The organism is Streptomyces griseocarneus (assembly GCF_014655595.1).
Taxonomy (GTDB): Bacteria; Actinomycetota; Actinomycetes; order Streptomycetales; family Streptomycetaceae; genus Streptomyces; species Streptomyces griseocarneus.
Genome location: NZ_BNBL01000007.1, coordinates 97,041 through 123,797 on the forward strand (window position 1 = coordinate 97,041; position 26,757 = coordinate 123,797).

Here is a 26,757-nt window from a genome sequence, read left to right on the forward strand (position 1 = left end):
CGCAGCCGCCGGGCGGCCGGCTCCACGGCTCTTTCCTCGGGCCGGGTGGACGTTTCAGGCACGGGATTCGGTCGCTTTCCTGATGCCGCTGTTCCTGACGAGGCTGCGGGTTCTGCGGACGACGGCGTACCCCTTGGTCAGCGCCCGGTCCCGGGCGAAGAGCCGGCCGATCGCCCGGCCCTCGACGAGCCGTTCGAACTCGGCGAGGCCCGTGGTGCGGCGCACGGTCACCCGCTCCAGGGCGTACGGCCCCTGGCGGCGCGCGGCCAGCGCGTTCCCCACGGCGAGGGACACCCCGAACCCGGCCGCGCGCACCGTATCGCGCACCCGGCGGCTGGAGTAGCCGTAGGGGTAGGCGAACGACTCGGGCGGGTGACCCAGTTCGGACGCCAGTACGTCGCGGCAGTGCCCCACCTCGAACCGCAGTCGGTCGTCGGTGAGCTGATCGAGCTGGGGATGGGTGTGGCTGTGCCCCCCGATCTCCAGCCCGGCCGCCGCCAGCTCCCGCACCTGCTCCCAGCTCAGCATGAGGTCCAGGGCGCCCCCCGTCTCGTGCCGGCCGCGCAGCCAGCCCGTGGAGGCGAACAGCGTGGCGGTGAAGCCGTGCCCGGCGAGGACGGGGAGGGCGTAGCGGTGCACGCCCTCGTAGCCGTCGTCGAAGGTGATCAGCACGGGCTTGGGCGGCAGCGCGCCGCCCGTGCGCCAGGCGGCGGCCAGCCGCTCCGTCGTCAGGGGCGTGAAGCCGTTGCGGGCCAGCAGCCCCATCTGCTCCCCGAAGGAGGCCGGCGAGACCGACAGCCCGTACGCCGCGCGGGCGGGCGAGTGGGCCACGGAGTGGTACATCAGGATCGGCACCGGGCCGTCGCTCATGCGCCCGCTCCTTCGGGCGCCGCCGTCCCGCCCGGCCCCGCCCCGCCCGCCGTCACCGGCTCCACCGCCGCCACCGCGAACCGGCCGCCGCCCCGGCGCGCCCGCAGCGTGCCCAGGGCGTAGCCCCCGGCCGCCGCGGCCACGCCGGCCACGATCGCCCCGGCCCGGCCCGCGCCGCCGGGCCGCCCCAGCAGCGCGTCCCGCACCCCGCGCCCGACGCCGGCCGGAAGCACGCGGGTGGTGTAGCGGCGCTCGGTCGCGAGCCCCTCCTGGGCGCCCACGCTCCGCGCCACCAGGGCCTTCGAGAGGCCTTCGGCGTACGCCCGGGTGCGGAAGTAGCGGAACCGCTCGCGGACCGGCGGCACCCGGTGGTGGATCACCGAGCGGTCGTCGATCAGCAGCACGGCGCCGGGCAGCGCCCGGGTCAGCCGGATGCACAGCTCCGTCTCCTCGCAGCCCAGCGGCAGCCGGTGGCCGTCCCGGCCGATGCCGGCGGCGAAGCCCCCGGCGACCTCCAGGGCCCATCTGCGGAAGGAGGCGTTGCCGCCGAGGACGTTGCGCACCGCCACCTTGCCCGGCGGCAGCCCCCGGTACGTACAGCCCACGACCCAGTCGAACTCCTCCGGGAACCAGGCCGGACGGCGGCGGGACGCCCACACCGGCTGGGTGCGGCCGCCCACCGCCATCACCCGCGGGTCGGCGTAGCCCTCGGCGAAGTGCAGCAGCCAGTCCCGCTCGGCGACCGCGTCGTCGTCCAGGAAGGCGACGACCTCGCCGGCACAGGCGGCGACGCCGGTGTTGCGGCCCGCCGACAGGCCGCGGGGGCCCGCGTTGGCGAGCACCCGCACCGGCCGCGCCCCCGCGCCCGCGCCGTCGTCGCCGTAGGCCTTGGCGAGGCGGCGCAGCAGCGCGGGGTTGTGGTCGACCACGAGCAGCGTCTCCAGGGCGGGGTAGGACTGGTCGCGCACCGATGCCACCGCGGCGAGGATGTCGCCCCAGCGGTCCTCGGTGTAGACGCAGATCACCACCGAGACGGTCGGCATGCCGGTGCGTGGCGTGGGCACTGTGCTCAAGACACTTCCCCGCGGCTGGCGGCGGGCGCGATGGCGAGCGTCCCGCGTCGGCTCTGGGAACGGCGACCGGTGCCGCGTTCGCGCAGGATGACCTTCAGCACCCGCAGTCCGTCGCGCACGGCCCGCAGGTTGCTGGTGCCGTGGATGCGGACGAACTCGTGGCTGGGAATCTCCTGTACGCGCAGCCCGGCCTTCACCACTCTGATGTTCATCAGGGTCTCGACCTCGAAGCCGGCGCAGTCGAGGGCGATCTCGTCCAGGCAGTGCTTCCAGAACGCGTTGTAGCCGTAGCACAGGTCGGTGTAGCGGGCACCGAACTTGTGGTTGACCATCGAGGTCAGCACGCGGTTGCCCAGCTTGCGGATCAGCGTCATGTCGTCCGTGCCGCCGCCGTTGGCGAAGCGGGAGCCCTTGGCGAAGTCCGCGCCCCCCACCAGTGCGGAGACATAGCTGACGATCTCGGCGCCGTCCGCGGAGCCGTCGGCGTCGACCATCACGATGATCTCGCCCGTGCAGGCGGCGAAGCCGGTGATCAGCGCGTCGCCCTTGCCCTTGCCGAGCTGCTCGACGACCTTGACCTCCGGGTAGAGGTCGCGGGCGACCCGCACGGTGTCGTCGGTGGAATTGCCGTCGACCAGAACCACTTCGTGGATCCAGTCCGGCAGGGTCTTGAAGACGTACGGAAGGTTCTCCGCCTCGTTCATGGCGGGAATGACGACGCTCACCGGTGGCGCTATCGCGAAGTGCGACGTCACCGGACGGTAGCGGCCTGATGTCTCCGGATCCTCTTCACTGGCCGCCGGCCGCAGGAACGCACTCATGTGTCTTCTTTCCCTCTCGTCCGGTGGACCGCCTGCCCCAGCGGTCCAATCGTGTATCCGGTTCGAAAAGGGGGTACTCGCCTTGCCCGCCCGGCATGGAAGACCATGCGGACAGGGCGAGTTGGCAAGTATCACCGAGCCGCGCGACACGCGACCCGGCGCTGTTGACTGGCCGAGCGCGACACCCCCTGCCGCGCCCCGCGCCGGACATCATCGCGACGCTGTAGCCCTCCCCGAGCCGCTTGGAGATGATGGGCCGATGCGGGTAGATGTACGACGGTATTGAAGCTTGAGACTGTATGGCAAGAGGTGGGGCGGAGACTCCTCCTTTGGTGTTTTTTGCGCCTATGCAACTACCCGTACGGTCTCAGCTCTTGACGACGGCTTCGCCGGGTCCGGCACGCCGAGTCCGTCTCCGCCCGGCCGCCGGGCGCGTCACTCGCCGTGCCGGATGCGCCCCACGCGCTTGAGCAGCCGGTCGGCCGGCTCGAACAGCTCCGGCCGCGACAGCACCGTGTTGCGCAGCGCGCGCACCGGCGCCCGCCGGGCCCGGTACCCCAGCGCCACCGGGTGCCGCCGGGTCACCCAGCCCTCCGAGACGCTGAGCTCCCGGGTCTTGAGCGAGTCCTTGTACGCCTTCCCGCCCCGGCCCAGGTCCAGGTAGGCCAGCCCGTCCGCGGCGGCCCCCTCGGCCATCCGCATGTGCAGCACCAGTCCGGGGGAGTAGCGCGCGAACTCCGGGTCGTACGCCGGGAACCAGCAGGCCAGCACCGTGGTCGAGCGCAGCCCGAAGTGGGCCGCGACCGGCCGCCCGGCCGCGTAGAGCACCGACAGCAGCCCGGCGAACGACTCCGTGCGGGTGTGGAACAGCTGCTCGACGAGGTGGGATATCCAGGGGCGCGCGAAGCGGTCCGCACGCCCTGTTCTTCGGTACTGCGCCGATTTCCAGCCGGTCAGGACCCGCAGCACGGCCGGATCCCGCTCGTCGTGGACGTACCGGATCTCACCGAAGTCGCGCGCCAGCCGCCGCTCCTTGGCCAGCGTGGTGCGGGTGAACTTCGGCGACTGCTTGCGCAGGGCCGCCAGATAGCGCTCGTAGCCCTGGTCGACGTCGATGACGGGCGAGGCGTACGAACCGGAGGCCGCCATCTCGAACGGCTTCTGCCCCTCCACCAGGTGGTCGAACTCCCACAGCGACAGCCCGCAGGCGAGCAGCAGCTCGCGGGTGTCCCACTGGAAGCCGGGCCGGTGCACCAGGCCCTGGGCGTCGGAGACGCCCAGCCCGATGGCCCGCCCCACCCCCAGCGAGGAGCGCTGGAAGGGGAAGAACGCCACCGGCTCCCCGTCCTCCCGCACGACCGCTATCCGCGCCCCGCGCCGGCAGCGGCCCACGGCCAGTGCGAACTCCGGAGCGAGGAAAGGATTCGCGAGCTGCGGCGACCCGTCCTCCACGGCCCTCGCCTGCATCGCCGACCACGCCGCCCGGTCGGCCGCGGTGAGCTCACCGGGCCGGTACACGCTGATGTCCACGTCACGAAGCCCGACTTCTCGCGGCGCGGCCCCGATGGCGCCACGCGTGTGCCAGCAGGAACACCAGCAGGCTGACCGCCGCGACCGCCGCGACGCCGCCCCGCACCGTCCAGGCGTGCAGCGCCAGCATGACCTGGGCGATCAGCAGGTCGACGGCCACGGCCGCGCCCGCGGCCACCACCGACCGGCTGAGCGGGTCCAGGCCGCGCAGCGCGGCCGCCACGGCGCACGCGGGCGCCATGATCAGGAAGAACAGCGTGAACGGCGCGCGCAGGGGCGATCCGATGTCGGCGAGCGCCAGCACGCCGCCCACCCCGGCGATGGCCGCGGCCGCGCCCGCCACCACGGGGAGCGAGTCCCCCGCGGGCGCCCTCCTCCCGCCGCCACCGTCGCCCGTATCGTCCCGTTCCGCCGAATCGTCAAGACCGGTGAGATCAGTGAAGCTCTGCATTGGCGACTTAGCCCCCCGAAGCGCCGGATGCCGGGCTTCAATGTCGCGCAACGGGCAAAGGCACGTCAAGATGTGAAGGCCGTGCGAACAGCCCCCGAAGGGTGCGCCCGCCACAACCGGAGGCTGTCCGTCAGATGAACAGTCGGTGTGCCGGGACGACGATCCGACGGTGCGTCAATCAGGGATCCCCCGGGGCGGGTTGACAGCCTCCGACGAGTTCAACTGCTTCTAGCGGAATGTCATATACGCGACAGGAATCGGCCATCCTCCTAGGGTGTTGATCACCCGGTTTTGGCATGGACACTTCCAGCAACGCCGGGCCGCTGCTACCACGGTGGTGGCAGAAAACCCTGCTAAGGGAGATTCCATGAAACTGTCCCGGGTCGCGGGTGCCGCATCCGCGCTGTCCCTCACCGCCGCCCTCGCCCTCGGCGGGGCCGGCGTCGCGCACTCTGCCGAGCGAGCGTCAACCCCCGCCTACGTGGCGCTCGGTGACTCCTACTCCTCCGGCGTCGGCGCCGGCGGCTACGACTCCGCGAGCGGCTCCTGCAAGCGCAGCACGAGGTCGTACCCCGCCCTGTGGGCGGCGCGGAACGCCCCCTCCTCCTTCGCCTTCACGGCGTGTTCCGGCGCCCGAACGGGTGATGTTCTCGCCGGTCAGCTCGGCCCGCTCAACTCCTCCACCGGACTGGTGAGCATCAGCGTCGGCGGCAACGACGCCGGCTTCGCCGACACGATGACGGCCTGCGTCCTGGGCGGCGACAGCTCCTGCCTGAACCGCATCGCCACGGCCCGCGCGTTCATCCAGAACGAACTGCCCGCCAAGCTGGACGGCGTCTACTCGGCCATCAGATCCAGAGCCCCACGGGCCCAGGTCGTCGTCCTGGGCTATCCCCGCTTCTACCGGACGGGCGGCGTGTGCGCCGGCCTGAGCGACACCAAGCGCAAGGCCATCAACGCGGCCGCCGACCACCTCGACACGGTCATCGCCAAGCGGGCCGCCGACCACGGCTTCGCCTACGGGGACGTCAACACGACGTTCGCCGGGCACGAGCTGTGCTCGGGCAGCGCGTGGCTCAACAGCGTCTCCCTGCCGGTGGACGAGTCGTACCACCCGAACGCCACCGGTCAGGCGAGCGGGTATCTGCCGGTGTTCGCGAAGGCGGCCTAGCCTCCGGTTCCTCCGTACAGGCCCGACCCCGCCGACCCCGCCGACTCCGACGGCCCCGGCCCGGACGGGCTCGGCGGGCTCGGCGGGGTCGCCGAGGACGACGCACCGCCCGTCGGAGCCGGGGCGCAGCTCACCGTGAACGGCACCCGCTCCGAGGTCGCCTTGCGGGGGCTCCTGACCTCCACCGCGATCCAGTCCTTGGCCGGATCCCCGGTGCGGTGGCCGGTCTCCACGTGCTCCACGAGCTGCGTCAGCCCCGCCCCCGCGCCGAAGCGCAGGGTCTTCCACCCGCCGTCGCTCACCCGGCCGCTGCCCGTCACCCACCGGTAGACCACGTCCACCGGAACCCGGTCCACGGCGATGCCCGCCTGGAAGGAGGGAGCCGAGGAGCGCGGCGGCGGGCAGGAGCCGGAGTAGCTGTCGCGCAGCGCGGTCACGACGGCGTTCACCGCGGACGTGCCCGCGCCGGCGCCCGGCCCGGAGGCAGGCCCGGAGGCGGCGGCGGACGCCCCGGCCTTCCCGCCGCCGGCCGAGGACCGGCCCGCGTCCGGACCGCCGTCGCCGCCGCCGCGGGTCAGCCCCCACACCAGACCGGCCGCCGCCAGCGCCGCGACCAGCACGCCGGCCACCACCGCCGTCGTCCGCCCGCGCCGCCCCCGGGGCGCGGGAGCGTCTCCCGGTTCTCCCGGTGCGGGCGGCCCCGTTCCCCGCGCGGGCGGGGCCGGCTCGGCCGGCGCGCCGGCGACCGTCGGGGTGTACGCCCCGCCCGCCGCTCCCGGGGCGCTCGGCCCCGGACCGCCCGCGGCCACCGTCCGCAGCATGTTCTCCGCCTCCGCCACGCCCGGCCGTTCGGCGGGATCCTTCCGCAGCAGCGCCGCCAGGACGGGAGTGAGGGCACCCGCGCGCCGGGGCGGCGGGAGTTCGGTGTCGACCACGGCCCGCAGCGTGCTCAGCGGGGTGTCCTGGCGGAAGGGGGTGTGTCCCTCTACGGCGGCGTAGAGGGTGACGCCGAGCGACCACAGGTCCGACTCCGGGCCGGGCGGACGCCCCAGCGCCCGCTCGGGCGCCAGGAACTCCGGCGAGCCCACCAGCTGCCCGGTCGCCGTCAGCGCCGAACTGCCCTCGAGCGTCGCGATGCCGAAGTCGGAGAGCACGACACGCCCGTCGTTACCGATGAGCACGTTTCCCGGTTTCACATCGCGGTGGAGTACGCCCACGGCGTGCGCGCCCCGGAGCGCGGCCAGTACCTCCGCACCGATACGTGCGGCGCGGGCCGGGTCCAGGGGGCCCTCGGCCTCGAGCAGGTCCGCGAGCGACACGCCGCGCACGAGCTCCATGACGATCCACGGGCGGCCGTCGTCGCCCACCACGTCGTGGACGGTGACGACGTTGCGGTGCGACACGCGGGCCGCGGCCCGCGCCTCCCGCTCCAGCCTGGCGTACAGCCGGCTGACCTCGGGGCCGGGCATCCCGGCGGGCGCCAGGACCTCCTTGACCGCGACCTCCCTGCCCAGCACCTCGTCCCGGGCCTGCCACACCACGCCCATGCCGCCGTGCCCCAGCCGTCGCTGGAGCCGGTACCGGCCCGCCAGCAGTCGTCCCGTGCCGGAACTCCCGTCCATGACGTCCGTCCCTCCCCCGAGAGCGATTCGGGGTGAATGTACCGCAACGGAGCGTGATTGCCCCCTGTGCGGTACCGGAACGTCCCGGCCAACTCGCGCTGGGTGACGGCAGGTTCACGCCAGGCTCGTCAACGCCCTTGACGGGGTGGTGAATCCGACCCGCGGATGCGCGGGTGACGCGATGGGGCGATAGGGTTACTCTGCCTGGGCCGGGTGCCTCGTACGGGTGGGGAGTCTCATGGATCAGATAGCAATGCGCAGCAGGGCGCGTGTACCTGCCGTCAGCTACGGAAACGGCGCGTCCAGCGCGCGCCTCGACCGTCACCTCGCGGTGCTCGGCGGTCCCGCCGTGCCGCAGCGCGAGGCCGAGGGCGCGACCGTGCTGATGCGCGAGCTCACCGCGCGTGATCACACCCGTGCCGGGCAGAGCCGGACCGCCCGGGTCTCTCTGCTCGCCCCGCTGAAGCGGCTGCGCCGTTCGCTCTTCGGCAGTCACAGCGGCCCCGCCACCAGCACCGGCAGCAGCCCCGCCTGACGGTCCCCCCGGCCCGTACTCCTCAGCGGCCCGCCCTCATCCCCAGGGGCGGCCGACTCCACCGGCACTCCGCCGTCCCCTTCCTCCGGCGGCCCGCCCGTATCCTCCGACGGCCCGCGTCACCACGCCCGGGCCCGGCGCGGCGTCAGTGCGCGTCGAGCGTGACCGTGAACGAGAACCGGTCGCCGCGGTAGCGGATGCGGGCCACGTCGACGGGGCGGCCGGAGTCGTCGTAGGTGACGCCCGTGTAGTGCAGGATCGGGCTGAGCAGCGGCACCTGCAGCAGGCGGGCCGTCTCCGGGTCCGCCAGGCGGGCCTCCACGGTGTCCGTGATCCGGCTGATGCGCACCCCGACCGCGTCGCGCAGCACCTTCGTCATCGGCCAGCGGGCCAGGTCCGCGAGGTCGATGCGCTCGGCCACCTCGGGGCGGACGAAGTTCTCCGCCCAGTTCGTCGGCTCGCCCGACGTCTCCTCGGACCGCAGCCGCCGGTAGGCCATCGCCTCGTCCAGGCCGGGGAAGTGCTCGGCCAGGTCGGCCGGCACCGCCACGAGGCCGTGCTCCAGGACGGCCGTGCGCTCGCCGGACTGCTGGGCGACGATCGTGTCGACCGAGCCCAGCAGCCGTACGGGCGAGCCGCGCCGGGCGCTCGGCTCGATGAAGGTCCCGCGCCGGCGGTGCCGGCTGATGAGCCCCTCCGCCTCCAGCTCCTTCAGTGCCTGCCGCATGGTCAGCACGCTCACGCCGTAGTGGGTGGCGAGGGCGTCCTCGGTGGGCAGGCGCAGCGGGTCGTCCGGGCGCCGCCCGAGTATCGAGGCGCGCAGCGACTGTGTGACCTGGTACCACAGCGGGAGCTTGCGGTTGAGTGCGAGGGAGTCGGGGGCGAAGGTCGTCACGGGGAACTCCGGGATGGGGTACCACCCATGCCGTTCGGGCCATGGGGGAGGGACGTCAGCGGCTGAAGTGGCGCTCCAGACCCTGCCATACCCCGTCGTAGCCGCTTTGAAGGTGGTCGGCCTCCGCCGCCTGCCGCGTCAGCGTCACCGGCCAGCGGGTCTCGAACATGAAGGCGAGGCCGTCGTCCACCTTGTGCGGCTTCAGCTCGGCCGCGCTCGCCCGGTCGAAGGTCTCCCGGTCCGGGCCGTGCGCCGACATCATGTTGTGCAGCGATCCGCCGCCCGGGACGAATCCCCCCTCGCCGGCGGTCTTGGCGTCGTAGGCGCCCTCGATCAGGCCCATGTACTCGCTCATCACGTTGCGGTGGAAGTACGGCGGCCGGAAGGTGTCCTCGCCGACGAGCCAGCGCGGCGCGAAGACCACGAAGTCCACGCCGGCCAGGCCCGGGGTGTCCGACGGCGAGGTGAGCACCGTGAAGATCGACGGGTCCGGGTGGTCGTAGCTGACCGAGCCGATGACGTTGAAGCGGCGCAGGTCGTAGACGTAGGGGACGTGGTTGCCGTGCCAGGCGACGACGTCCAGCGGGGAGTGGTCGTAGGTCGCCGACCAGAGGTTGCCGCAGAACTTGTTGACCACCTCGACGGGGCCTTCGACGTCCTCGTAGGCCGCGACCGGGGCAAGGAAGTCCCGGGCGTTGGCCAGTCCGTTGGCGCCGATGGGGCCGAGGTCGGGCAGGACGAAGGGCTGCCCGTAGTTCTCGCAGACGTAGCCGCGGGCGGTCGCGTCCAGCAGCTCGACGCGGAAGCGGACCCCGCGCGGGATCAGCGCCACATGGCCGGGCTCGGCGCGCAGCAGCCCGAACTCCGTACGCAGCAGCAGCCCGCCGCGCTCGGGGACGATCAGCAGCTCGCCGTCGGAGTCGCTGAACACCCGCTCCATGGAGGCGTTGGCGTGGTAGAGGTGCACGGCCATGCCCGTGCGCTGGGTGGCGTCGCCGTTGCCGCCCACGGTCCACAGCCCGGCGAGGAAGTCCGTCCCCGCGGCGGGCTCGGGCTGCGGGTTCCAGCGCAGCCGGTTGGGGTCGGGGACGGTCTCGGTGAAGGGCGCGCCGCGCAGCGCGCCGCCGTCCACCCGGGTGAACGGCGGGTGGGCGGCCGAGGGGCGGATGCGGTACAGCCACGATCTGCGGTTGTGCCGGCGGGGCTCGGTGAAGGCGGAGCCGCTGAGCTGCTCGGCGTACAGGCCCAGCGGCGCCCGCTGCGGGGAGTTGCGGCCCTGCGGCAGCGCGCCGGGCACGGCCTCGCTGCTGTGCTCGTTGCCGAACCCGGACGAGTACGCCAGCGCCTCGGCCGTCTTCCGTGCCTGCTCGTTGCCCGTACCGCTCATCGCGTGCTCCCGCTGCCGGTGGATCGCCCAAGGATTCGATTCCTATGGATGACCGTAGGATTCCTGGGCGGGCACGTCAATGGATCAGCTGCGACAGGAGGGGACGCTGCCCGGAAACGGTCGTCGCGGCGGCCGGAACCCCCGGCCGGGCACCGCTCAGGACCCGGGCCGGCCCCGGTGCCACTGCGGGGACGGCAGATGGATCAGTATGAGCGCGAATCCGGCGAGGGTGACGTTCCGGACGGCGGCCGTCAGGCCGTTCCACTTGGCCGACTGCCACATCGCGAACCACTCGCCGCCTATGGCCATGAAGCCCAGCCCGAACAGCAGCAGGAGCATCACCAGCCCCACCGTGGTGGCCCGCCGGGCCCGGTCGAAGCCCCGCCCGCCGGACCCGAGGTCGCGCAGCCACAGCAGCGTGGCCGCGAGGAGCACCAGCGCGGCCAGCGCCTCCCAGCCGATGATCGCGACGTAGACGGCGTCCTGGACGGTGCGGTCGGTGATCGCCCGCCACATCAGGTCCTCGTCCTGGAAGGTGGTGTCCATCGCCAGGACGTGCCGGACGAACTCCTGGTTGGTGCCGAAGTCGGTGATGTTGCCGAAGGCGACGAGCGTCATCAGGACCGCCGCCGTGGCGGTCAGCGCCGTGGCCGCCGCCGGCAGGGTGCGCTCAGCGGTCATGGCGGTATGCATGCCCGGGCGGCCGGTCCCGTACGCACCCCTAAGCGCTTGCTCAGGAGGCGGGGTATGGTGTGCGTTCCCTTCCGTCGGCGAACAGGGCCCGCAGCGGGCCCGGAGAGCGGGGCACGCTATGGGCGCGCAGGCGCAGCGCACCGAGGAGTGGGCCGACGTCACGCCCGACGCCGCCCGGAGGCTGCTCACCGCGGCCGTCGAGGCCTTCGCCGAACGCGGCTACCACGCCACCACCACGCGGGACATCGCCGGCCGCGCCGGCATGAGCCCCGCCGCACTCTACATTCACTACCGCACCAAGGAAGAGCTGCTCTACCGCATCAGCGGCGTCGGCCACCGACTCGCCCTCGGCATCCTGCGCCAGGCCCGCGACGGCGCCGGCACCCCCGCCGAGCGGCTCGCCGACGCCGTGCGCCGCTTCGTGCGCTGGCACGCCGAACACCACACCACCGCCCGCGTGGTGCAGTACGAGCTCGGGGCGCTCGGCGAGGAGCACTACGCCGAGATCGTCGCGCTGCGCCGGGACACCGACGGCGCGGTGCGCGACATCATCGAGGACGGCGTCGCGGCGGGCGACTTCGACGTCCCCGACGTGCGCGGCACGACGCTCGCGGTGCTCTCCCTGTGCATCGACGTCGCCCGCTGGTTCAACGCGGACGGCAAGCGCACCCCCGGAGAGGTCGGCGAGCTCTACGCCTCCCTGGTGCTGCGCATGGTCGGCTGCGCCGAGGACAGCTGACGTACAGTCGGATCCGTGCCCCAGATTCCACTGAAAGTCCACGAGCTGACGGTCGGGCAGCTCTCCGCCCGTAGCGGCGTCGCCGTCTCGGCCCTGCACTTCTACGAGGCCAAGGGGCTGATCACCAGCCGCCGCACCAGCGGCAACCAGCGTCGCTACGGCCGTGACGCGCTGCGCCGGGTCGCCTTCATCCGCGCCTCCCAGCGGGTCGGCATCCCGCTCGCCGCGATCGGGGACGCGCTCGCCAAGCTGCCCGACGGACGCACCCCCAACCGGGCCGACTGGGCCCGGCTCTCGGAGGACTGGCGCACGGAACTGGACGAGCGGATAACGCGGCTGATCAACCTGCGCGACCGCCTCGACAGCTGCATCGGCTGCGGCTGCCTGTCCCTGGACTCGTGCGCGCTGTCCAACCCCGAGGACCGCATAGGCGACCGCGTCAACGGCTCGTTCCTGGGCGGCTGAGCCGCGGCGGGGCGGGACCGCCGGGGGCCGGCGCTCCCCGGTCGCGCGGGGAGCGCGCCCTCACACCGTCGCGTACCGTCCCGCGAAGGCGTACCGCCGGGCCGCGAGCAGCGCGGCGGGGGTGAGCACGGACACCGGGACCACGATGCCGCAGTCGGTGCAGACGGGTCCCTCGAGCGGGTAGCGCTCCAGGTCGGTGCGCCATTCGATGCGCTCCTGGGCGCACACCGGGCAGGCCTCGCCGGGCGCGGACTCCATCGCCGCCATCACCCGGCGCAGGACGTCGGCGAGCCGGGCGTCCGGCGTCACGTCGGGCGACGCGCACGGCACGATGTCACAGCCGCCCCAGGTGTTGCGGTGCCAGTCGTCGACGGCGCTGGGCTGGCGGATGCCGTCGTGCTTCTCGCGGCGGCGCCGGCCCGCGAACCCGGCCTCGTACGCCAGCCAGACCTCGCGCGCCTCCTCCAGCTCGGCCAGCGCGGCGATCAGCAGCGCGGGGTCGGGTGCGCGGTCGTCGGGGGCGAGGCCGGCGCGGGCGCACAGATGTCGCCAGGTCGCCCGGTGTCCGTAGGGGGCGAAGCGCTCGAGGCATTTGCGCAACGAGGTCCGCCGTAGCGCGATGGTGTTGCGGGGATTGCGGACCTCTCGGGCCAGTGCTCTGAAACCTGCCACTGCATCCCACCTCCGGCGGCGCGGACTCGGATCGTCATGGAAGGGACGTATCCCGTCGCCCATCGGATCCATCCGATCTTCGGATCCTCCGGACACGCGTACGTCCGACTCCGGTCTGCTACCCCCAAAGGGCGCACAGATGTGAGGGTCCGCGAAGGTGGCGGATGATCGCCCACCGGCCGGACGGCCGCCCGGCGGTCAGCGGACGAGCCGCCCGGCCAACAGGATCAGGCGCGCCAGCTCGCCGTGGCAGATGTCGCTGTGGGCGCCCGAGGGCGGGCCGCCGCGCCGGACGACCGCCGCGACGTCGACGTTCACGCACCCCTCGGCGGGCAGCGCCGCGAGGGCCCGGTCGAGCCGCAGGCTCTCGGTGCCCTCCACGGCCTGGACGCCGTCGTGGCCCATCGCGCCCCAGCGGGCGTCGCGCGGGCCGAACGCCGAGGCGGGGTCGCGGGAGACCTGGGAGGCGAGGGGATAGAGCAGGCCCAGCGCCTGGTCGTGGTGCGAGTGGCAGCACACCACCGGACCGCGCACCCTGCTCTGCAGCCCCTTCAGGGCGCCGCCCCGGCCGGCGTCGAAGGGCAGCCGGGGCGCGAAGGCGTAGTGCGAGAAGGCGCCTTGAAGCAGGGTGAGGGAGTGCACGCAGCCGGTGCGCTCCGGAAGCGCGCCGAGCGCGAACGCCATGAGCCGCGCGCCGAAGCTGTGCCCCACCAGATGGACCCGCAGCTCGGGGGCGGCCTCGGCGAGCAGCCCCAGCACCGGCCCCAGCCCCGCGCCGCCGACCGTGCCCGCGCGCCGTTTCATCTCCCAGTACGAGCCCTGGCGCAGCAGCTCGAGGGCGCCGCTCCACAGCCGCCGGCCGAGATCGCCGAAGAGCTCGGCCCTGCCCGGGTCGGCCGCCGCGCCGGGGGGATCCTCCATGGCGGCCAGCGCGTCCGCGAAGCGGCCGCACACGCGCGCCGGGTCGTCGGCGAACATCACCGGCTCCGCGGCGGCCTCCGCGTCCGGCTCCATGTCGTGCGCGGACGGGCCCGCGGCGGCCGCCGCACCCGGCCGGCGCGGGGCGACCAGCCGGCGCACGAGGGCCGCGAACTCCTCCAGCCGCGCCGGGTCGTCGGGCCGCCGCTCGAGCAGTTCCGCCAGCCGGTCCAGCAGCGTCTCGTTGCCGGGGAAGGCCCGGGCCAGCGCCCGCAGCGTCGCGGGCTCGAGGCAGGGCGCGGCGGCGGGCGCGGCGGCCGGTGCGGCGGAGGGCGCGGGGAAGTCCGGAATCGGCTCGTCCGCGAAGCGCATGGACGGCCAGATCACGCCGGCGTAGCCGAGGCGCGCGGGGCTCCCGCTCTCCCTGAGAAGGGCGGGGAAGGGGGCGAGGAAGCGGTCGTAGAGGAGGGTGGCGGTCGGCCGGTCGTTGTTCCAGCCGTGCGCGAAGACCACCAGGTCGGTGAGTCCCCGCTCCGGCACCTCCCGTACCAGGGCGTCCCGCTCGCCCGCGTCGGGATCCCCCTCGGCGTCGAACGTCAGCTCCCAGTACGGCTCCACGGATATGCCCGCCATGGCGCGTCCCCCTGCCCCGGTCCGGTGTGCGCGCATCTTCCTGCCGTCAAGAGGACATGTCCAGTCTCTCCCGTGCCGGTTCACCCGTCCGTGAGTCACGCGCCGAAAGCCCGTGTGCGGGGTCAGGTGTACGGAAACGTGCGGTGGGGGCCGATCGGCCCCTACCGCCACGACATACCGACCGGTTAGTCTGCGCGGGCCGTCGGTGCGAGGGAGGTACGAGCGTGAAGTCCGTACGGAACGCGGGAGTTGTGGTCACCGGGGCGGGCGGCGGCATCGGCGCCGCGCTCGCCCGCCGGTTCGCCGCCGAGGGGGCCCGCGTCGTGGTCAACGACCTCGACGCCGCCAAGGCCGCCGCCGTCGCCGACGAGACCGGCGCCACCGCCGTCCCCGGCGACGCCTCCGCGGTCCTGCCCGCCGCCCGCGAGGCCCTGGGCGGCGTGATCGACGTCTACTGCGCCAACGCCGGCGTCGCCCACACCGGCGGCCCCGAGGCCGGCGAGGACGCCTGGGCCGAGGCCTGGGACGTCAACGTCATGGCCCACGTCCGCGCGGCCCGCGGGCTGCTCCCCGGATGGCTCGAGCGCGGCAGCGGGCGCTTCGTGTCCACGGTCTCCGCGGCCGGCCTCCTCACGATGGTCGGCTCGGCCCCGTACAGCGTCTCCAAGCACGCCGCCCTCGCCTTCGCGGAATGGCTCTCGCTCACCTACCGCCACCGCGGCGTCGACGTGCACGCCATCTGCCCGGCGGGCGTCCGCACGGACATGCTGCGCGACGCCGGGGCCGTGGGCGACCTCCTCCTGCGGCCCACCGCCGTCGACCCCGCGGCCGTGGCGGACGCGCTCTTCGAGGGCATGGCCGCGGGCCGCTTCCTGATCCTCCCGCACCCCGAGGTGGCCGGCTTCGCCGCCGCCCGCGCGGCCGACCCCGACCGCTGGCTCGAGGGGATGAACCACCTCCAGCGCAAGGTCGAGGACCTGGCCCCGCCCCCGGACCGGCCGGCACCGGACTCGGGCGGGCGGCCGCGGGACTAATGTGCGGGACGTGCACGGGGCACAGCGGCGGAAGGGCGGGTGGCGGGCGATGACGACCAGGACGGCGACGGCCGGGGTGACGGACAGCGGCGGAAGGCCGGTGCCGCGGCGGCTGCTGGCCGCCGCCACCCGGCTGTTCGCCGAACGGGGCTACGACCGTACGTCCGTACAGGAGATCGTGGAGGCGGCGGGCGTCACCAAGGGCGCGCTGTATCACTATTTCGGGTCGAAGGACGATCTGCTGCACGAGGTCTACGGGCGGGTGCTGCGGCTCCAGCAGGAGCGGCTCGACGGCTTCGCGGGCGCGGACGCGCCGGTGGAGCAGCGGCTGCGGGCCGCCGCGGCCGACGTCGTGGTGACGACCATAGAGAACCTCGACGACACGAAGATCTTCTTCCGGTCCATGCACCACCTCGGCCCCGAGAAGTGCAAGCAGGTGCGCGCCGAACGCCGCCGCTACCACGAGCGGTTCCGGGCCCTGGTCGAGGAGGGCCAGCGCACGGGCGTCTTCAGCTCCGCGACCCCGGCCGACCTGGTGGTGGACTACCACTTCGGCTCCGTCCACCACCTCGGCAGCTGGTACCGCCCGGACGGCGCGCTCACGCCCCGGCAGGTCGCCGACCACCTGGCGGACCTGCTGATGCGGGCGCTGCGACCGTAGGGCCGGGGCCCGGGCCTCTTCGGCCCCGGGCCCCTGCCCCTCGGCTTCCCCTCAGTTCCGCTCGGCTTCCCCTCAGCGGTATTGCGCGAGCTCCCGGCGGGCCAGCGAGCGCTGGTGCACCTCGTCCGGCCCGTCGGCCAGGCGCAGCGTCCGCGCCGCGGCCCACAGCTCCGCCAGCGGGAAGTCCTGGCTCACCCCCGCCGCCCCGTGCAGCTGCACCGCCTTGTCGAGGATGTCCACGACCGTGCGCGGGGTGGCGATCTTGATGGCCTGGATCTCGGTGTGGGCGCCCTTGTTGCCCACGGTGTCCATGAGCCACGCGGTCTTCAGCACCAGCAGCCGCAGCTGCTCCACGGCCACGCGCGCGTCCGCGATCCACTCCCGCACCACCCCCTGCCGGGCGAGCGGCTCGCCGAAGGCCGTACGGGTCAGCGCCCGCCGGCACATCAGCTCGATGGCCCGCTCGGCCATGCCGATCAGGCGCATGCAGTGGTGGATGCGGCCGGGGCCCAGCCGGGCCTGGGCGATGGCGAAGCCGCCGCCCTCCTCGCCGATCAGGTTGCCCGCGGGCACGCGGACGTCATCGAAGACGACCTCGGCGTGACCGCCGTGGTAGTGGTCCTCGTAGCCGTAGACCGTCATGGCCCGCCGGATCTCCACGCCGGGGGTGTCGCTCGGCACCAGCACCATCGACTGCCGGCGGCGGACGTCCGCGGCGCCCGGGTCGGTCTGGCCCATCACGATGAAGATCCGGCAATTCGGGTGCAGGGCGCCGGAGATGTACCACTTGCGGCCGTTGATGACGTACGTGTCGCCGTCCCGCTCGATGCGCGTCTCGATGTTCGTCGCGTCGGAGGAGGCCACCTCCGGCTCCGTCATCGCGAAGGCCGAACGGATCTCGCCGGCGAGCAGCGGGCGCAGCCAGCGCTCGCGCTGCTCCCGGCTGCCGAACTGCGCCAGCAGCTCCATGTTCCCGGTGTCGGGCGCCGCGCAGTTGAGGGCCGTGGGGGCCAGCTGCGGGCTGCGGCCGGTGATCTCGGCCAGCGGCGCGTACTGCAGGTTGGTCAGCCCGGCGCCGCGCTCCTCGCCGGGCAGGCCGTCCCCGTCCGGGAGGAACAGGTTCCACAGCCCTTGCCGGCGCGCCTCCGCCTTGAGCTCCTCCACCACCGGCGGCACGTCCCACGGGGAGGCGAGCTTCGCGCGCTGTTCTGCGGCGGTGGCCTCGGCCGGGTGAACGTGCTCGTCCATGAAGGCCAGCAGCCTGCCGCGCAGTTCCTCGGTACGGGCGTCGAATGCGAAGTCCATGGGACTCAGCCCTCCTCGAGGGTGGTCAGGCCGTTGCGGACGAAGAGCGGGACCAGCTGCCCGATGCGGTCGAAGCCCGCGCCGACGGTCTGCCCCAGGGTGTAGCGGTAGTGGATGCCCTCGAGGATCACGGCGAGCTTGAAGTAGGCGAACGCGGTGTACCAGGGCAGCGCCGTCACGTCGCGGCCCGAGCGGGCGGCGTACCGCTCGACGATCTCGGCCGGCGTGGGATGGCCGGGCGCCTCGCGCGTGGTGCCGACGGGGGAGCCGGCGACGGCCCGCTGCTCGCTGTACATGACCAGCAGGCCCAGGTCGGTGAGCGGGTCGCCGAGCGTGGACATCTCCCAGTCCAGGACGGCCGCGACGGTGTCGTCGGCGCCGACGAGCACGTTGTCGAGCCGGTAGTCACCGTGCACGACGGCCGGGGCGGGAGAGCGGGGCAGCGCCGCGCCCAGCGCCGCGCGCAGCTCGTCGATCCCGGCCAGCTCACGGCTGCGGGAGGCCTCGAGCTGCTTCCCCCACCGCCGCAGCTGCCGCTCCAGGAACCCCTCGGGCCGCCCGAAGTCCGCGAGCCCGGCCGCCTCCGGGTCCACGGCGTGCAGCTCGACGAGCGTGTCGGCGAGCCCCAGCACGACCTCGCGCGTACGCCGCGGGCCGATCGCGGCGAGCTGCCCGGCGGTGCGGTACGGCGTGCCCTCGACGAACTCCATGACGTAGAAGGGCGCCCCGATCACGTCCTCGTCCTCGCACAGCAGCACCGCCCCCGGCACCGGGACCGCCGTCCCCCGCAGCGCGCTGATCACCCGGTGCTCGCGCCGCATGTCGTGCGCGGTCGCCAGCACGTGCCCGAGCGGCGGCCGGCGGACCGCCCACCGCGACGTCCCGTCGGTGACGGCGTACGTGAGGTTGGACCGGCCCCCCTCGATCAGCCCGGCCGTCAGCTCCCCGCCCACCAGCCCGGGCAGCACCCGGTCCAGATGGGCCCGAAGCCGCTTCGGATCGAGTCCGGGGGGATTGCCCTTGCTCATCGCACGCTCCTCGTCAGGGGAGTTGGCCGCCACGTCCGGAGGCCATCATGCCGACCGGTCGGTATGTCGTCCAGGGGTCTCCTCGGCCTCGTGTCCCAGAGAACGCTCCGCGTTGTCGATGAGCTCCTTGTAGGTCAGCACCTCCACCCGGTTCCGGTGGGTGTTGTGGACGCGGAGCGTTTCGTTGATCTCGCTCTCCGGAATTCCGGGATGGGCGTCGGGGTGCCCGATGAGGACGACGCCGGTGGCGCGGCGGGTCTCGTAGCCGAACTCCTCACGGATCCGCTCACGGTGCTCATCCAGCCCCACCAGGTAGTGGACCACCTGTCCCACGGCATCGTTGACGTGATGGGAGGGCACCCATCCGTTGCGATGCCGCTTGACGAGCCCGTCACCGAGCCGCGCCGCTTGCTTGAGCTCCACGACGTGCAGCGCGCCGTCCCCGCGGATGAGCGGGATGTCGACTTCGTTTCCCGGCACGAGGCGGCGGTGCGCCGCCTCGCCGACGAAGCGGCCGCCGAAGATCCAGTACTGGCCACGCAGGGCGCGCTGGAGGTCGTGCTCCGAGGCCAGGGGGTCCTCGGCCACCTGCCGCAGGTGGGCGAGCGCCGCCGATCGGCGCTGCCATTCGGCCGCTTGCAGGACGAGCCGCCCGTCCTCGTCGGCGGCCAGGACGGCCAGGGCCTCGGGTGACGACACGATGCGGCGGGCCGCTTCCTTCGCATCGATCTCCACCCTGCGCTGCAGGACGCGCTCCATCCAGAGCGCCATTTCGGCTCGGCCACGGGGTATGCGGTACCGGGCCGGCTCTTCGGCAGGTGCCTCCAGGAACGGCACGTCCAGGCTCTGTGCCTCGATGTGGGCGAGAAGCTCGCCGGCCGAGGCCTCCGGCTGCTCGTCCACGAAGGTGCGGCCCACTTCCGTCCAGAACTTGCTGCTGGCGCGGAGGGTCGCCGACAGCCAGTTCCGGACGTTGTCGTTGCGCGGCCCCTGCTGGAACAGGCGGTACTTTTCCTCGAAATCGGGTCGGAGCAACCGTCCCTGGGCGTAGTAAAGGCAGTCCTGCAGGACGCGCAGCACCTCCCAGTCCTCGGCCTCGCTCGCGCTCTTGCGAGCCTCCCCGAGCAGATCCAGCAGCCGCCGGCCACCTCTGCGGTTCCCCCCGGCCCCGCCGTTCATATGGCGACGCGCGGCGTCGATGCGGTCCTTGACCGCGGTGGCTGACGCCGCTTCGTACGTCTTGTCGAGAACCAGCTCCAGCGCCCAGTCCGATCTCACGTCCATGCGCCGCATTGTGGTACCGGGCACTGACAATGCGGCGCCGCAGGCGTCACGCGTGGCAGGCGATGGGGCGGCCGCCGTTCATCGTCTGCATGTCGGCGAGCACGGTGGGGGCGTCGAGCGGGGCGCCGAGGGGGAGGCCGTCCAGTTCGGCGTAGGCGCGGTGGAGGTTGGCGACCAGGCGCTCGCTCTCGCGCAGGGACGCGAACTCGCCGAGGTCGGCGGTGCGGGCGGCCTCCAGTGGGGTGCGGCCGGCGGCGTGGGAGGTGCGGGCCAGGTCCTCGACGAAGCGCAGGTAGGCCTCGACGGTGTCGTAGACCCCGGGGTCGGTGACCCGGCCGTGGCCGGGCACGACGACGGGGGCGTCGAGGGCGCGCAGCCGCTCCACGGCGCGCAGCGAGCCGCTGAGCGAGCCCATCATGAGGAACGGCGTGCCGCCGTGGAAGACGAGGTCGCCGGTGAAGACGATGCCGTGGGCGGGCAGCCAGGCGATGGTGTCGCCGACGGTGTGGGCGACGCCGGGGTGGATCAGGCGCACCTCAATCTCGCCGATGTGCAGGGTGAGGGTGTCGCTGTAGGTGAGCGTGGGGGCGGTGACCTCGACGTGGCCGTAGTCGACCTCGGGCCACAGGGTGTGCAGCTGCAGGCCCGCGGCGAGGACCTCGCGGCGGCAGTCGTCGTGCCCGATGACGGTGGCCTCGGGGGTGAAGACGCAGTTGCCGTAGGTGTGGTCGCCGTGGTGGTGGGTGTTGACCAGGAGGGAGGGGCGCGGGGCGCCGCTCGCCGCCACCGCGTCGCTCAGCAGCAGGGCCCGCCGCTCGGTGGGCGCGGTGTCGATCAGCAGGGTGCGTCCGCCGCCGGTGACGATGCCGGCGTTGTTCAGGCACCAGCCGCCGTCGGGCTGCACGAAGGCGCTCACCCCGGGGGCGAGCGGGACGGTGTAGGGCTCGGTGCCCTCGGCTCCCGGGGCGGGTGCGGTGGTGCGCGTGCTGGTCATGCGAAGGCCTCCCGTGCCGTCCGCCGCCCGGCCGGGCGGATCCGATCACCCGTCAGAATACGGGCGGGCGGCGCCGCTTCACCCCCGGTGCTCGAGTCCCGGCCGCAGGCGCGCGAGGAGGTCGTACAGGGCCGTGCGCTCGTCCTCGTCGAGGGCGTCGAGCGCGCTGTGCGTGGCCTGCATCTCGGCGCGCACGCGGCGGATGGTCTCGTGGCCCTCGTCGGTGGCGACCACGTTCTTGACCCGGCGGTCGGACGGGTCGGGCTCCCGGCGCACCAGGCCGCGCGCCTCCAGCCGGTCCACGATGCCGGTGACGTTGGAGGCGTCGCACAGCAGCAGCGCGGCCAGGCCCCGCATGGGCACCGGGCCCTTGAGCTGGGCCAGCAGCTTGGCCTGGACGGAGGTGAGGCCGTGGCGGGCGGCGGCGGCCGCGAAGTCCTGCCACTGGGCGGTGCCGAGCGCGGCCACGAGCTCCAGGAGCTGGGCCTTGGTCGGGGGGTGCGGGGTGGGGCCGGTCATGGCTTCGAGTGTACTCAAGAGCTTTATGTCATTAACCATTAACTTGACTACCTGAAGTATCCCCGCCTACCGTGGTCCGAGTTGCTTGACGATCTCAAGCATCCATGTCGTGAAGTAACGCTGAGCAACTCGAAGGAACACCCCCGCCCCATGACCTCCCAGGCCCCCGCCGCGCCGGGCAGCCGGCGCAACGAGACCGTCGTCGTCTTCGCGCTGAGCCTCGCCGCCATGGTCGTCTCGATGATGCAGACCCTGGTCGTGCCGATCCTCGGCCTCATCCAGAACGACCTCGAGACCACCTCCGCCAACGTCAGCTGGGTCACCACCGCGACCCTGCTCTCCGCCGCCGTCTTCACCCCGCTGCTCGGCCGCTTCGGCGACCAGCACGGCAAGAAGCAGACCCTGGTCGGCGTGCTGATCGTCATGGTCGCGGGCTCCGTCCTCGCCGCCGTGACCCACTCCCTGCTCTGGCTGATCGTCGGCCGGGTCCTGCAGGGCGCCGCCACCGCGATCTTCCCGCTCGCACTGTCCGTGCTGCGCGAGGAGATCCGCCCGGCCAAGCTGCCCGGCGCCATGGCCATGGTCAGCGGCACCCTCGCCTTCGGCAGCGGCCTGGCGCTCGTGGCCACCGGCCTGCTCACCTCCGGCGACAACCCCGACTACCGCAGCGCCTTCTGGCTGGCCACCGGCCTCGCCGCGCTCGCCCTGATCGCCGTCGTCGCCCTCGTCCCCGCCACCCGCGAGACCACCGGCGGCCGCACCGACGTCCTCGGCGCCCTCACCCTGGCCGCGACCCTGGTGCTGCTCCTGCTGCCCATCACCCAGGGACACGAGTGGGGCTGGTCCTCCGCCCGTACGCTCGGCTGCTTCGCCGGCGCCGTGGTGATGGCCGCGCTCTGGACGCTGGTCGAGCGGAAGGTGCGCGAGCCGCTGGTGGACATGCGGATGTTCGCCCACCGCCCGGTGCTCTTCGCCAACGTCGCCGGCCTGCTCGTCGGCTTCGGCTCCTTCGCCCTGTTCATCGGCGTCTCCTACCTCGTCCAGATGCCGTCGAAGGTCGCCGGCTACGGCTTCTCCGCCAGCGTCCTGCGCGCCTCCGTCGAGTACCTGCTGCCCAGCACCATCGTCTCGCTGCTCGCGGCCCCCGTCGGCGGCCAGCTCGTCCGCCACAAGGGCCCGCGCCTGGTGCTGCTGCTCGCCTCGCTGATCGGCACCGCCGGCTTCGTGTGGATCGCCCTCGACCACGAACACGCGTTCTCCGTCATCGCCGCCGGCATGCTCGTCGGCGCGGCCATCAGCTTCGGCTACGCCGCCATGCCGGCCGTGATCGTCGCCAGCGTGCCGCACCAGCAGACCGGCATCGCCAACGGCATCAACTCCATCTCCCGCTCGACCGGCAGCGCCATCGGCAGCGCCATGATCACCACGGTCCTGGCCTCCAAGAGCGTCGAGCACCTGCCGCCGGGTGCGCCCAAGCTGCCCGCCGAGAGCCAGTTCACCCTCACCTTCGTGATCGCGGGCACCGCGTTCGCCCTGGTCGCCCTGGTGGCCTGGGCCGGCCTGCGGAAGATCCACACCCTGCGGGCCGCCGCGGTGGCGGCCGCGGCCCCGGCGGCCGACGCTGGGACGGGCGGCCCGCTCAAGGCATCGACCGACGCACCGAGCGACAACGCACCGAGCGACAAGGAGACGGCACGATGAAGGCTGTCAGTTACCGCACCTACGGGGGCCCCGAGGTGCTGGAGTACGGCGAGCTGCCCGACCCCCGCCCCGGTCCGGACAGCGTCCTGGTCCGGGTCAGGGCCGCGGCGGTCAACCCCGTCGACTGGAAGGCCCAGGCCGGCTACCTCGCCGGCATGATCGAGCCGGTCTTCCCCGTCGTTCCCGGCTGGGACGTCTCCGGCGTCGTCGTCGCCCTGGGCGCCGACACCCCCGAGTTCCAGGTGGGCGACGAGGTCATGGGCTACGTCCGCGAGGACTTCCTCTCCCGCGGCACCTTCGCCGAGTACGTCGCCGCCCCGGTGCGCACGCTCGCCCGCAAGCCCGCGGGCCTCTCCTTCGAGGAGGCCGCGGGCCTGCCCCTGGCAGGGCTGACCGCCTACCAGGCCCTCAAGGCCGCGCGGGCCGGCGAGGGCGACACCGTCCTCGTCCACGCCGCCGCCGGCGGCGTGGGCTCCATGGCCGTCCAGCTCGCCCGGCACCTCGGCGCCCGCGTCATCGGCACCGCCAGTGAGCGCAACCACGACTACCTGCGCTCGCTGGGCGCCGAGCCCGTGACGTACGGCGACGGCCTGAACGAGCGGGTACGGGCCATGGCGCCCGGCGGCGTGGACGTCGTCCTCGACTTCGTGGGCGGGGTCGTCAAGGACTCGGCCGCGGTGACCGCCGACGGCGCCCGCCTGGTCTCCATCACCGACCCGGAGGTCAACGAGCTCGGCGGCCGCCTGCTGTGGGTCCGCCCGGACGTCGCGGACCTCACCGCCCTCGGCCACCTGGCCGAGCAGGGGGTGCTGTCCGTGGAGGTCGCCCAGGTCTTCCCCCTGGAGAAGACCGCCGACGCCCAGCGCCTCAGCGCCGAGGGCCACACCCGCGGCAAGATCGTGGTGACGCCCTAGGGCGTGTCCTAGGCGGTACGCCCGTGCCGGACGGGCCGGCGCTCAGCCCGTCCGGCGGCGGTGTTCCCGCAGCCGGGCGTAGGCCGCCAGCCCGTCCGGCACCCACTCCCACGCGTCCAGGCGCGCTTGCAGCTCTTCCTCCGGGAGGAAGTCCCACCAGGCCACCTCCTCCTCCTGCGGCGCGACCGGCAGGTCGCAGCGGACCTCGTAGACCGCCGACCACCACCGCCCGCCGGGCCCCTCGTACAGGAACCGGAACAGCGGCGTGGGCGCCGGCAGCCCGCTGACCCCCAGCTCCTCCTCCGCCTCGCGCAGCGCGGCCCGGTCGTAGGACTCGCCGGTGCCGAGGACCCCGCCCACGAACATGTCGTACCGCGAGGGGAAGACGAGCTTGCGGTCGGTGCGGCGGTGCACGAAGATCCGCCCCCGCGCGTCCCGGGCCTGGACGAACACGCAGCGGTGGATGAGGCCCTTCGCGTACACCTCGCCGCGCGGCGCCCGCCCGACGACCCGGTCGTGTTCGTCGACGACGTCCAGCACCTCATCGGCCGCCAGCGGCTGCTGATCACTCATGCGGCCATCCAACCAGGGCCGCCCGGGCGGCACACCGCCCCCGCGTCAGTGCGGCTGCAGGTCCCGCACCCGCCCCTGCGGGGTCATCCCCGACGGCATCGCCGGATGGCGGCCGATCAGCACGATCCCGCACACGATCGCCACCAGGCCCGCCACCTCCCAGGCCAGTGCCCCGGGCGTGGTGCGCAACTGGTCGCCGAGGAAGCCCACCCCGCAGGCGATCCCGGCCAGCGGCTGGGCGGCGGTGAGCGCGGGCAGCGACATCCGCAGCGGCGCCGTCTCGAAGGCGCTCTGCACCAGCAGCAGCGCCGTGAGCCCGAGGGCCGCCACCGCGTACGGCTGCCAGCTGGTCAGCAGCGCCGCCGGGCCGTGGCGGCCGAAGCGGTCGCCGGTCACGCGGGTGAGGGCGTCCTGGACGCCGTAGAGCAGCCCGGCGGCGACGGCCAGCAGGGCGGCCTCCGTGCTCATCCGCACCCGTTTGGAGACGGCCGCGAGCAGCAGCGCGCCGCCCACCATCACGCCGACGATCAGCCAGTGCCGCAAGGGGTCGGTGATCGTGGCGCCGCCGCGCGGCCGGCCCGCGACGACGAACGCCGCCACGCCGCCCGCGAGCAGCCACAGCCCGGCCCAGCCCGCCAGGCCCAGCGGCTGCTTGGTCTGCCAGCGGGAGAGGGCCATCGCGAACAGCAGGTTCGTCGCCATCAGCGGCTCGACCAGCGACACCTCACCCCAGTTGAGCGCGAGGGCGCCCAGCAGCATGCCGCAGACCATGAACGCGATGCCCGCCAGCCAGCGCGGCATGCGCGCCAGGTCCAGCAGCAGCCGGAAGGAGAGGAAGTCGCTCATGGGGGCCCGCTGCGCGGCGTTCTGCTGCAGGACGAACCCCACGCCCAGACAGCACGCCGCGCCCACGGCGAAGGCGAAGACCATCACGTCGCACCTCAAGACCGTGCGGTCGTAGGAGACTTGGCAGGAACGATAGCCGCCCTGGGGGCGGTGTGACGGCCGAGTACCCCCCTTTCGTCCGTTCATCCGGAACAGCCGTACGCGCCCCAATGGGATCGAACGTCAGTGCGTCGAGCGTGCGTGCCCCTGTCGGGCTCGCGCCGGGCCGGCCCGCACCCTGCCGGCACCCGTCGGGTCCGGCAACTTGTGTTGACGGTACGTTACTTGACGTTATGTCAGCATCAAGATCGGTCTTGACGCGGAGCTGTGACTACCGGTTTGCTGTGCGTGATCGAGAAAGCTTGTTTCACCGGCGCCCCCGACCCGGCGCCCGGAGGGGGACGCACGCCGTGGAGGAAGCCTGCAGATGACGCCCCCACCCCCCTTGGGCCGCCCCCGGAACAAGGACGGGCTGACCTTCGACGCGGCCCTCGACGACCACGAGCTGGCCACCGTCCGGGACGCACTGGCCCGGGGGCGCTGGGCCGACGCCCGGCACCTCCTCGCCCGCACCGGCGACGACTGGGACCGCCGCGGCCACCGCCTCGTCGTCCTCGCCGAGGGCCCCACCAGCGCCGCCTGGGCCCGCGAATGGCAGCTCGCCGAGCCCGACAGCCCCGACGCCGCCGCCCTCCTCGCCTGCGCCACCGTCTTCCGGGCCGTCCACGGCAGGGACAACCCCGCCGCGGCCCGCGCCCTGTGCCTGGCCGCCGCCACGATGGCCCCCCGCGACCCGACCCCCTGGCTCGGCATCCTCATCCTCGCCCGCAGCACCGGCACCGACGGCGAGCGCGTCCGCGCCTTCGACCAGGTGCGCGCCCGGCACCGGGACCACCACCACGCCCACCACCTGATGGCCGCCTGCCTGGCCGAGCACCAGGAGGGCGACCGCGACGACCCGCTGCACGAGGTCTACGACTTCGCCTCCTGGGCCGCCGAGCAGGCCCCCGCCGACTCGCCGCTGGCCGTCCTGCCCGTCGTCGCCCACGCCGAGCGCTACCGCGTCCTCGCCCGCGCCGGCCTCGAGCCCGCCGACCCCGCCCGGTCGGGGCACTGGGGCACCCGCCGCGCCCGCCAGGTGATGAAGGCCGCCTTCGACTGGTGGCTGGAATGGGACGTCGACGACGGCACCGCCCACCCCCGGCGCAAGGTCGACCTCAACTTCCTCGCCCATGCCAAGCTCCACGAGGGCCGCCCCGCCGAGGCCGCCGCCCTGCTCACCCGGATCGGACCGCACGCCACCCACGCCCCCTGGTCCTACCCCGACCGGGACCCCAAGAAGGCCTTCAGGGCCGCCCGCCGCGCCGCCCTCGGCGCCGCCTGA

Annotated in this window: 27 protein-coding genes; 9 read left to right on the forward strand and 18 right to left on the reverse strand. The window is 73.5% G+C overall.

What is annotated here, in order from left to right:
• Positions 1-54: 54 nt before the first annotated feature.
• The 5 genes from IE295_RS19055 to IE295_RS19075 form a co-directional block, all read right to left on the reverse strand.
• Complete coding sequence (locus tag IE295_RS19055; RefSeq protein ID WP_190064898.1) at positions 55-870, reverse strand: polysaccharide deacetylase family protein; 816 nt, start codon at positions 868-870, stop codon at positions 55-57.
• Complete coding sequence (locus tag IE295_RS19060) at positions 867-1,913, reverse strand: glycosyltransferase family 2 protein (protein ID WP_190065146.1); 1,047 nt, start codon at positions 1,911-1,913, stop codon at positions 867-869. The genes IE295_RS19055 and IE295_RS19060 overlap by 4 nt, the downstream gene beginning before the upstream one ends.
• A 26-nt stretch (positions 1,914-1,939) precedes the next feature.
• Positions 1,940-2,764 (reverse strand): glycosyltransferase family 2 protein, encoded by an 825-nt coding sequence (locus IE295_RS19065; RefSeq protein ID WP_190064899.1) that lies wholly within the window; start codon positions 2,762-2,764, stop codon positions 1,940-1,942.
• A 435-nt stretch (positions 2,765-3,199) separates the two neighbouring features.
• Positions 3,200-4,294 (reverse strand): GNAT family N-acetyltransferase, encoded by a 1,095-nt coding sequence (locus IE295_RS19070; protein ID WP_190064900.1) that lies wholly within the window; start codon positions 4,292-4,294, stop codon positions 3,200-3,202.
• Position 4,295: 1 nt separating this feature from the next.
• The gene (locus IE295_RS19075) at positions 4,296-4,640 is read right to left on the reverse strand and encodes a hypothetical protein (protein ID WP_224323189.1); all 345 of its coding nucleotides are present in this window, start codon (positions 4,638-4,640) and stop codon (positions 4,296-4,298) included.
• A 472-nt stretch (positions 4,641-5,112) separates the two neighbouring features.
• Between IE295_RS19075 and IE295_RS19080 the strand changes: the two genes are divergently transcribed.
• A complete protein-coding gene (locus IE295_RS19080; RefSeq protein WP_190064902.1) occupies positions 5,113-5,916 on the forward strand; it encodes an SGNH/GDSL hydrolase family protein in 804 nt (267 codons plus the stop codon).
• Here IE295_RS19080 and IE295_RS19085 read toward each other — a convergent pair.
• The gene (locus IE295_RS19085; protein WP_190064903.1) at positions 5,913-7,538 is read right to left on the reverse strand and encodes a serine/threonine-protein kinase; all 1,626 of its coding nucleotides are present in this window, start codon (positions 7,536-7,538) and stop codon (positions 5,913-5,915) included. The genes IE295_RS19080 and IE295_RS19085 overlap by 4 nt on opposite strands.
• 238 nt (positions 7,539-7,776) lie before the next feature.
• On the opposite strand from IE295_RS19085, the gene IE295_RS19090 reads away from it, so the two are divergent.
• On the forward strand, positions 7,777-8,073 hold the full coding sequence (locus IE295_RS19090; RefSeq protein WP_190064904.1) for a hypothetical protein: 297 nt from the start codon (positions 7,777-7,779) through the stop codon (positions 8,071-8,073).
• Between the two features lie 145 nt (positions 8,074-8,218).
• Here the strand turns inward: IE295_RS19090 and IE295_RS19095 are convergent, their stop codons facing one another.
• The 3 genes from IE295_RS19095 to IE295_RS19105 all read right to left on the reverse strand — a co-directional run bounded on the left by IE295_RS19095 (position 8,219) and on the right by IE295_RS19105 (position 11,036).
• Positions 8,219-8,968: a GntR family transcriptional regulator gene (locus IE295_RS19095; RefSeq protein ID WP_190064905.1), complete on the reverse strand. Its 750-nt coding sequence runs from the start codon at positions 8,966-8,968 to the stop codon at positions 8,219-8,221.
• A 55-nt stretch (positions 8,969-9,023) separates the two neighbouring features.
• The gene (gene hmgA / locus IE295_RS19100) at positions 9,024-10,355 is read right to left on the reverse strand and encodes a homogentisate 1,2-dioxygenase (protein WP_190064906.1); all 1,332 of its coding nucleotides are present in this window, start codon (positions 10,353-10,355) and stop codon (positions 9,024-9,026) included.
• Between the two features lie 156 nt (positions 10,356-10,511).
• Complete coding sequence (locus IE295_RS19105; RefSeq protein ID WP_190064907.1) at positions 10,512-11,036, reverse strand: DUF2165 domain-containing protein; 525 nt, start codon at positions 11,034-11,036, stop codon at positions 10,512-10,514.
• Between the two features lie 130 nt (positions 11,037-11,166).
• On the opposite strand from IE295_RS19105, the gene IE295_RS19110 reads away from it, so the two are divergent.
• Positions 11,167-11,787 carry a TetR/AcrR family transcriptional regulator gene (locus IE295_RS19110; RefSeq protein WP_190064908.1) on the forward strand — a complete coding sequence of 207 codons (621 nt, stop codon included), beginning with the start codon at positions 11,167-11,169 and terminating at the stop codon, positions 11,785-11,787.
• A gap of 15 nt (positions 11,788-11,802) precedes the next feature.
• Entirely contained in the window at positions 11,803-12,252 is a 450-nt protein-coding gene (soxR, locus tag IE295_RS19115; protein ID WP_190064909.1) for a redox-sensitive transcriptional activator SoxR, read from the forward strand.
• A gap of 60 nt (positions 12,253-12,312) precedes the next feature.
• Here the strand turns inward: soxR and IE295_RS19120 are convergent, their stop codons facing one another.
• Positions 12,313-12,924: a hypothetical protein gene (locus IE295_RS19120; protein ID WP_190064910.1), complete on the reverse strand. Its 612-nt coding sequence runs from the start codon at positions 12,922-12,924 to the stop codon at positions 12,313-12,315.
• 198 nt (positions 12,925-13,122) lie between these two features.
• Positions 13,123-14,475 carry a serine-threonine protein kinase gene (locus tag IE295_RS19125; protein ID WP_190064911.1) on the reverse strand — a complete coding sequence of 451 codons (1,353 nt, stop codon included), beginning with the start codon at positions 14,473-14,475 and terminating at the stop codon, positions 13,123-13,125.
• 224 nt (positions 14,476-14,699) lie between these two features.
• On the opposite strand from IE295_RS19125, the gene IE295_RS19130 reads away from it, so the two are divergent.
• Positions 14,700-15,509 carry an SDR family oxidoreductase gene (locus tag IE295_RS19130; RefSeq protein WP_224323188.1) on the forward strand — a complete coding sequence of 270 codons (810 nt, stop codon included), beginning with the start codon at positions 14,700-14,702 and terminating at the stop codon, positions 15,507-15,509.
• A 49-nt stretch (positions 15,510-15,558) separates the two neighbouring features.
• Complete coding sequence (locus IE295_RS19135) at positions 15,559-16,170, forward strand: TetR/AcrR family transcriptional regulator (RefSeq protein ID WP_190064913.1); 612 nt, start codon at positions 15,559-15,561, stop codon at positions 16,168-16,170.
• Between the two features lie 72 nt (positions 16,171-16,242).
• On the opposite strand, the gene IE295_RS19140 is transcribed toward IE295_RS19135, so the two are convergent.
• The 5 genes from IE295_RS19140 to IE295_RS19160 all read right to left on the reverse strand — a co-directional run bounded on the left by IE295_RS19140 (position 16,243) and on the right by IE295_RS19160 (position 21,300).
• Positions 16,243-17,475 carry an acyl-CoA dehydrogenase family protein gene (locus IE295_RS19140; protein ID WP_190064914.1) on the reverse strand — a complete coding sequence of 411 codons (1,233 nt, stop codon included), beginning with the start codon at positions 17,473-17,475 and terminating at the stop codon, positions 16,243-16,245.
• 5 nt (positions 17,476-17,480) lie between these two features.
• Positions 17,481-18,503, reverse strand: a complete 1,023-nt coding sequence (locus IE295_RS19145; protein ID WP_190064915.1) for a phosphotransferase family protein — start codon at positions 18,501-18,503, stop codon at positions 17,481-17,483.
• A gap of 45 nt (positions 18,504-18,548) precedes the next feature.
• On the reverse strand, positions 18,549-19,787 hold the full coding sequence (locus tag IE295_RS19150; protein ID WP_190064916.1) for a Shedu anti-phage system protein SduA domain-containing protein: 1,239 nt from the start codon (positions 19,785-19,787) through the stop codon (positions 18,549-18,551).
• Positions 19,788-19,833: 46 nt separating this feature from the next.
• Positions 19,834-20,781 carry an MBL fold metallo-hydrolase gene (locus tag IE295_RS19155; protein ID WP_190064917.1) on the reverse strand — a complete coding sequence of 316 codons (948 nt, stop codon included), beginning with the start codon at positions 20,779-20,781 and terminating at the stop codon, positions 19,834-19,836.
• 78 nt (positions 20,782-20,859) lie between these two features.
• On the reverse strand, positions 20,860-21,300 hold the full coding sequence (locus IE295_RS19160; RefSeq protein WP_190064918.1) for a MarR family winged helix-turn-helix transcriptional regulator: 441 nt from the start codon (positions 21,298-21,300) through the stop codon (positions 20,860-20,862).
• A 150-nt stretch (positions 21,301-21,450) separates the two neighbouring features.
• On the opposite strand from IE295_RS19160, the gene IE295_RS19165 reads away from it, so the two are divergent.
• Both IE295_RS19165 and IE295_RS19170 read left to right on the forward strand, forming a co-directional pair.
• Positions 21,451-23,001, forward strand: a complete 1,551-nt coding sequence (locus IE295_RS19165) for an MFS transporter (RefSeq protein ID WP_190064919.1) — start codon at positions 21,451-21,453, stop codon at positions 22,999-23,001.
• Positions 22,998-23,915 carry an NADP-dependent oxidoreductase gene (locus IE295_RS19170; RefSeq protein WP_190064920.1) on the forward strand — a complete coding sequence of 306 codons (918 nt, stop codon included), beginning with the start codon at positions 22,998-23,000 and terminating at the stop codon, positions 23,913-23,915. The genes IE295_RS19165 and IE295_RS19170 overlap by 4 nt, the downstream gene beginning before the upstream one ends.
• 42 nt (positions 23,916-23,957) lie before the next feature.
• Here the strand turns inward: IE295_RS19170 and IE295_RS19175 are convergent, their stop codons facing one another.
• Both IE295_RS19175 and IE295_RS19180 read right to left on the reverse strand, forming a co-directional pair.
• Entirely contained in the window at positions 23,958-24,488 is a 531-nt protein-coding gene (locus tag IE295_RS19175) for an NUDIX hydrolase (protein WP_190064921.1), read from the reverse strand.
• A gap of 45 nt (positions 24,489-24,533) precedes the next feature.
• Positions 24,534-25,418 carry a DMT family transporter gene (locus IE295_RS19180; protein WP_190064922.1) on the reverse strand — a complete coding sequence of 295 codons (885 nt, stop codon included), beginning with the start codon at positions 25,416-25,418 and terminating at the stop codon, positions 24,534-24,536.
• Positions 25,419-25,800: 382 nt separating this feature from the next.
• On the opposite strand from IE295_RS19180, the gene IE295_RS19185 reads away from it, so the two are divergent.
• On the forward strand, positions 25,801-26,757 hold the full coding sequence (locus tag IE295_RS19185) for a hypothetical protein (RefSeq protein WP_190064923.1): 957 nt from the start codon (positions 25,801-25,803) through the stop codon (positions 26,755-26,757).

What these genes read in the sequence shown, in the direction of transcription:
- IE295_RS19160 (WP_190064918.1), bottom strand. Translation starts at nt 21,300, where the DNA reads ATGACCGGCCCCACCCCGCACCCCCCGACCAAGGCCCAGCTCCTGGAG.
- IE295_RS19085 (WP_190064903.1), bottom strand. Translation starts at nt 7,538, where the DNA reads ATGGACGGGAGTTCCGGCACGGGACGACTGCTGGCGGGCCGGTACCGG.
- IE295_RS19055 (WP_190064898.1), bottom strand. Translation starts at nt 870, where the DNA reads ATGAGCGACGGCCCGGTGCCGATCCTGATGTACCACTCCGTGGCCCAC.
- IE295_RS19175 (WP_190064921.1), bottom strand. Translation starts at nt 24,488, where the DNA reads ATGAGTGATCAGCAGCCGCTGGCGGCCGATGAGGTGCTGGACGTCGTC.
- IE295_RS19135 (WP_190064913.1), top strand. Translation starts at nt 15,559, where the DNA reads ATGACGACCAGGACGGCGACGGCCGGGGTGACGGACAGCGGCGGAAGG.
- IE295_RS19110 (WP_190064908.1), top strand. Translation starts at nt 11,167, where the DNA reads ATGGGCGCGCAGGCGCAGCGCACCGAGGAGTGGGCCGACGTCACGCCC.
- hmgA (WP_190064906.1), bottom strand. Translation starts at nt 10,355, where the DNA reads ATGAGCGGTACGGGCAACGAGCAGGCACGGAAGACGGCCGAGGCGCTG.
- IE295_RS19080 (WP_190064902.1), top strand. Translation starts at nt 5,113, where the DNA reads ATGAAACTGTCCCGGGTCGCGGGTGCCGCATCCGCGCTGTCCCTCACC.
- IE295_RS19180 (WP_190064922.1), bottom strand. Translation starts at nt 25,418, where the DNA reads ATGGTCTTCGCCTTCGCCGTGGGCGCGGCGTGCTGTCTGGGCGTGGGG.
- IE295_RS19065 (WP_190064899.1), bottom strand. Translation starts at nt 2,764, where the DNA reads ATGAGTGCGTTCCTGCGGCCGGCGGCCAGTGAAGAGGATCCGGAGACA.
- IE295_RS19140 (WP_190064914.1), bottom strand. Translation starts at nt 17,475, where the DNA reads ATGGACTTCGCATTCGACGCCCGTACCGAGGAACTGCGCGGCAGGCTG.
- IE295_RS19145 (WP_190064915.1), bottom strand. Translation starts at nt 18,503, where the DNA reads ATGAGCAAGGGCAATCCCCCCGGACTCGATCCGAAGCGGCTTCGGGCC.
- IE295_RS19170 (WP_190064920.1), top strand. Translation starts at nt 22,998, where the DNA reads ATGAAGGCTGTCAGTTACCGCACCTACGGGGGCCCCGAGGTGCTGGAG.
- IE295_RS19165 (WP_190064919.1), top strand. Translation starts at nt 21,451, where the DNA reads ATGACCTCCCAGGCCCCCGCCGCGCCGGGCAGCCGGCGCAACGAGACC.
- IE295_RS19155 (WP_190064917.1), bottom strand. Translation starts at nt 20,781, where the DNA reads ATGACCAGCACGCGCACCACCGCACCCGCCCCGGGAGCCGAGGGCACC.
- IE295_RS19150 (WP_190064916.1), bottom strand. Translation starts at nt 19,787, where the DNA reads ATGGACGTGAGATCGGACTGGGCGCTGGAGCTGGTTCTCGACAAGACG.
- IE295_RS19125 (WP_190064911.1), bottom strand. Translation starts at nt 14,475, where the DNA reads ATGGCGGGCATATCCGTGGAGCCGTACTGGGAGCTGACGTTCGACGCC.
- IE295_RS19090 (WP_190064904.1), top strand. Translation starts at nt 7,777, where the DNA reads ATGGATCAGATAGCAATGCGCAGCAGGGCGCGTGTACCTGCCGTCAGC.
- IE295_RS19185 (WP_190064923.1), top strand. Translation starts at nt 25,801, where the DNA reads ATGACGCCCCCACCCCCCTTGGGCCGCCCCCGGAACAAGGACGGGCTG.
- IE295_RS19105 (WP_190064907.1), bottom strand. Translation starts at nt 11,036, where the DNA reads ATGACCGCTGAGCGCACCCTGCCGGCGGCGGCCACGGCGCTGACCGCC.
- IE295_RS19060 (WP_190065146.1), bottom strand. Translation starts at nt 1,913, where the DNA reads ATGCCGACCGTCTCGGTGGTGATCTGCGTCTACACCGAGGACCGCTGG.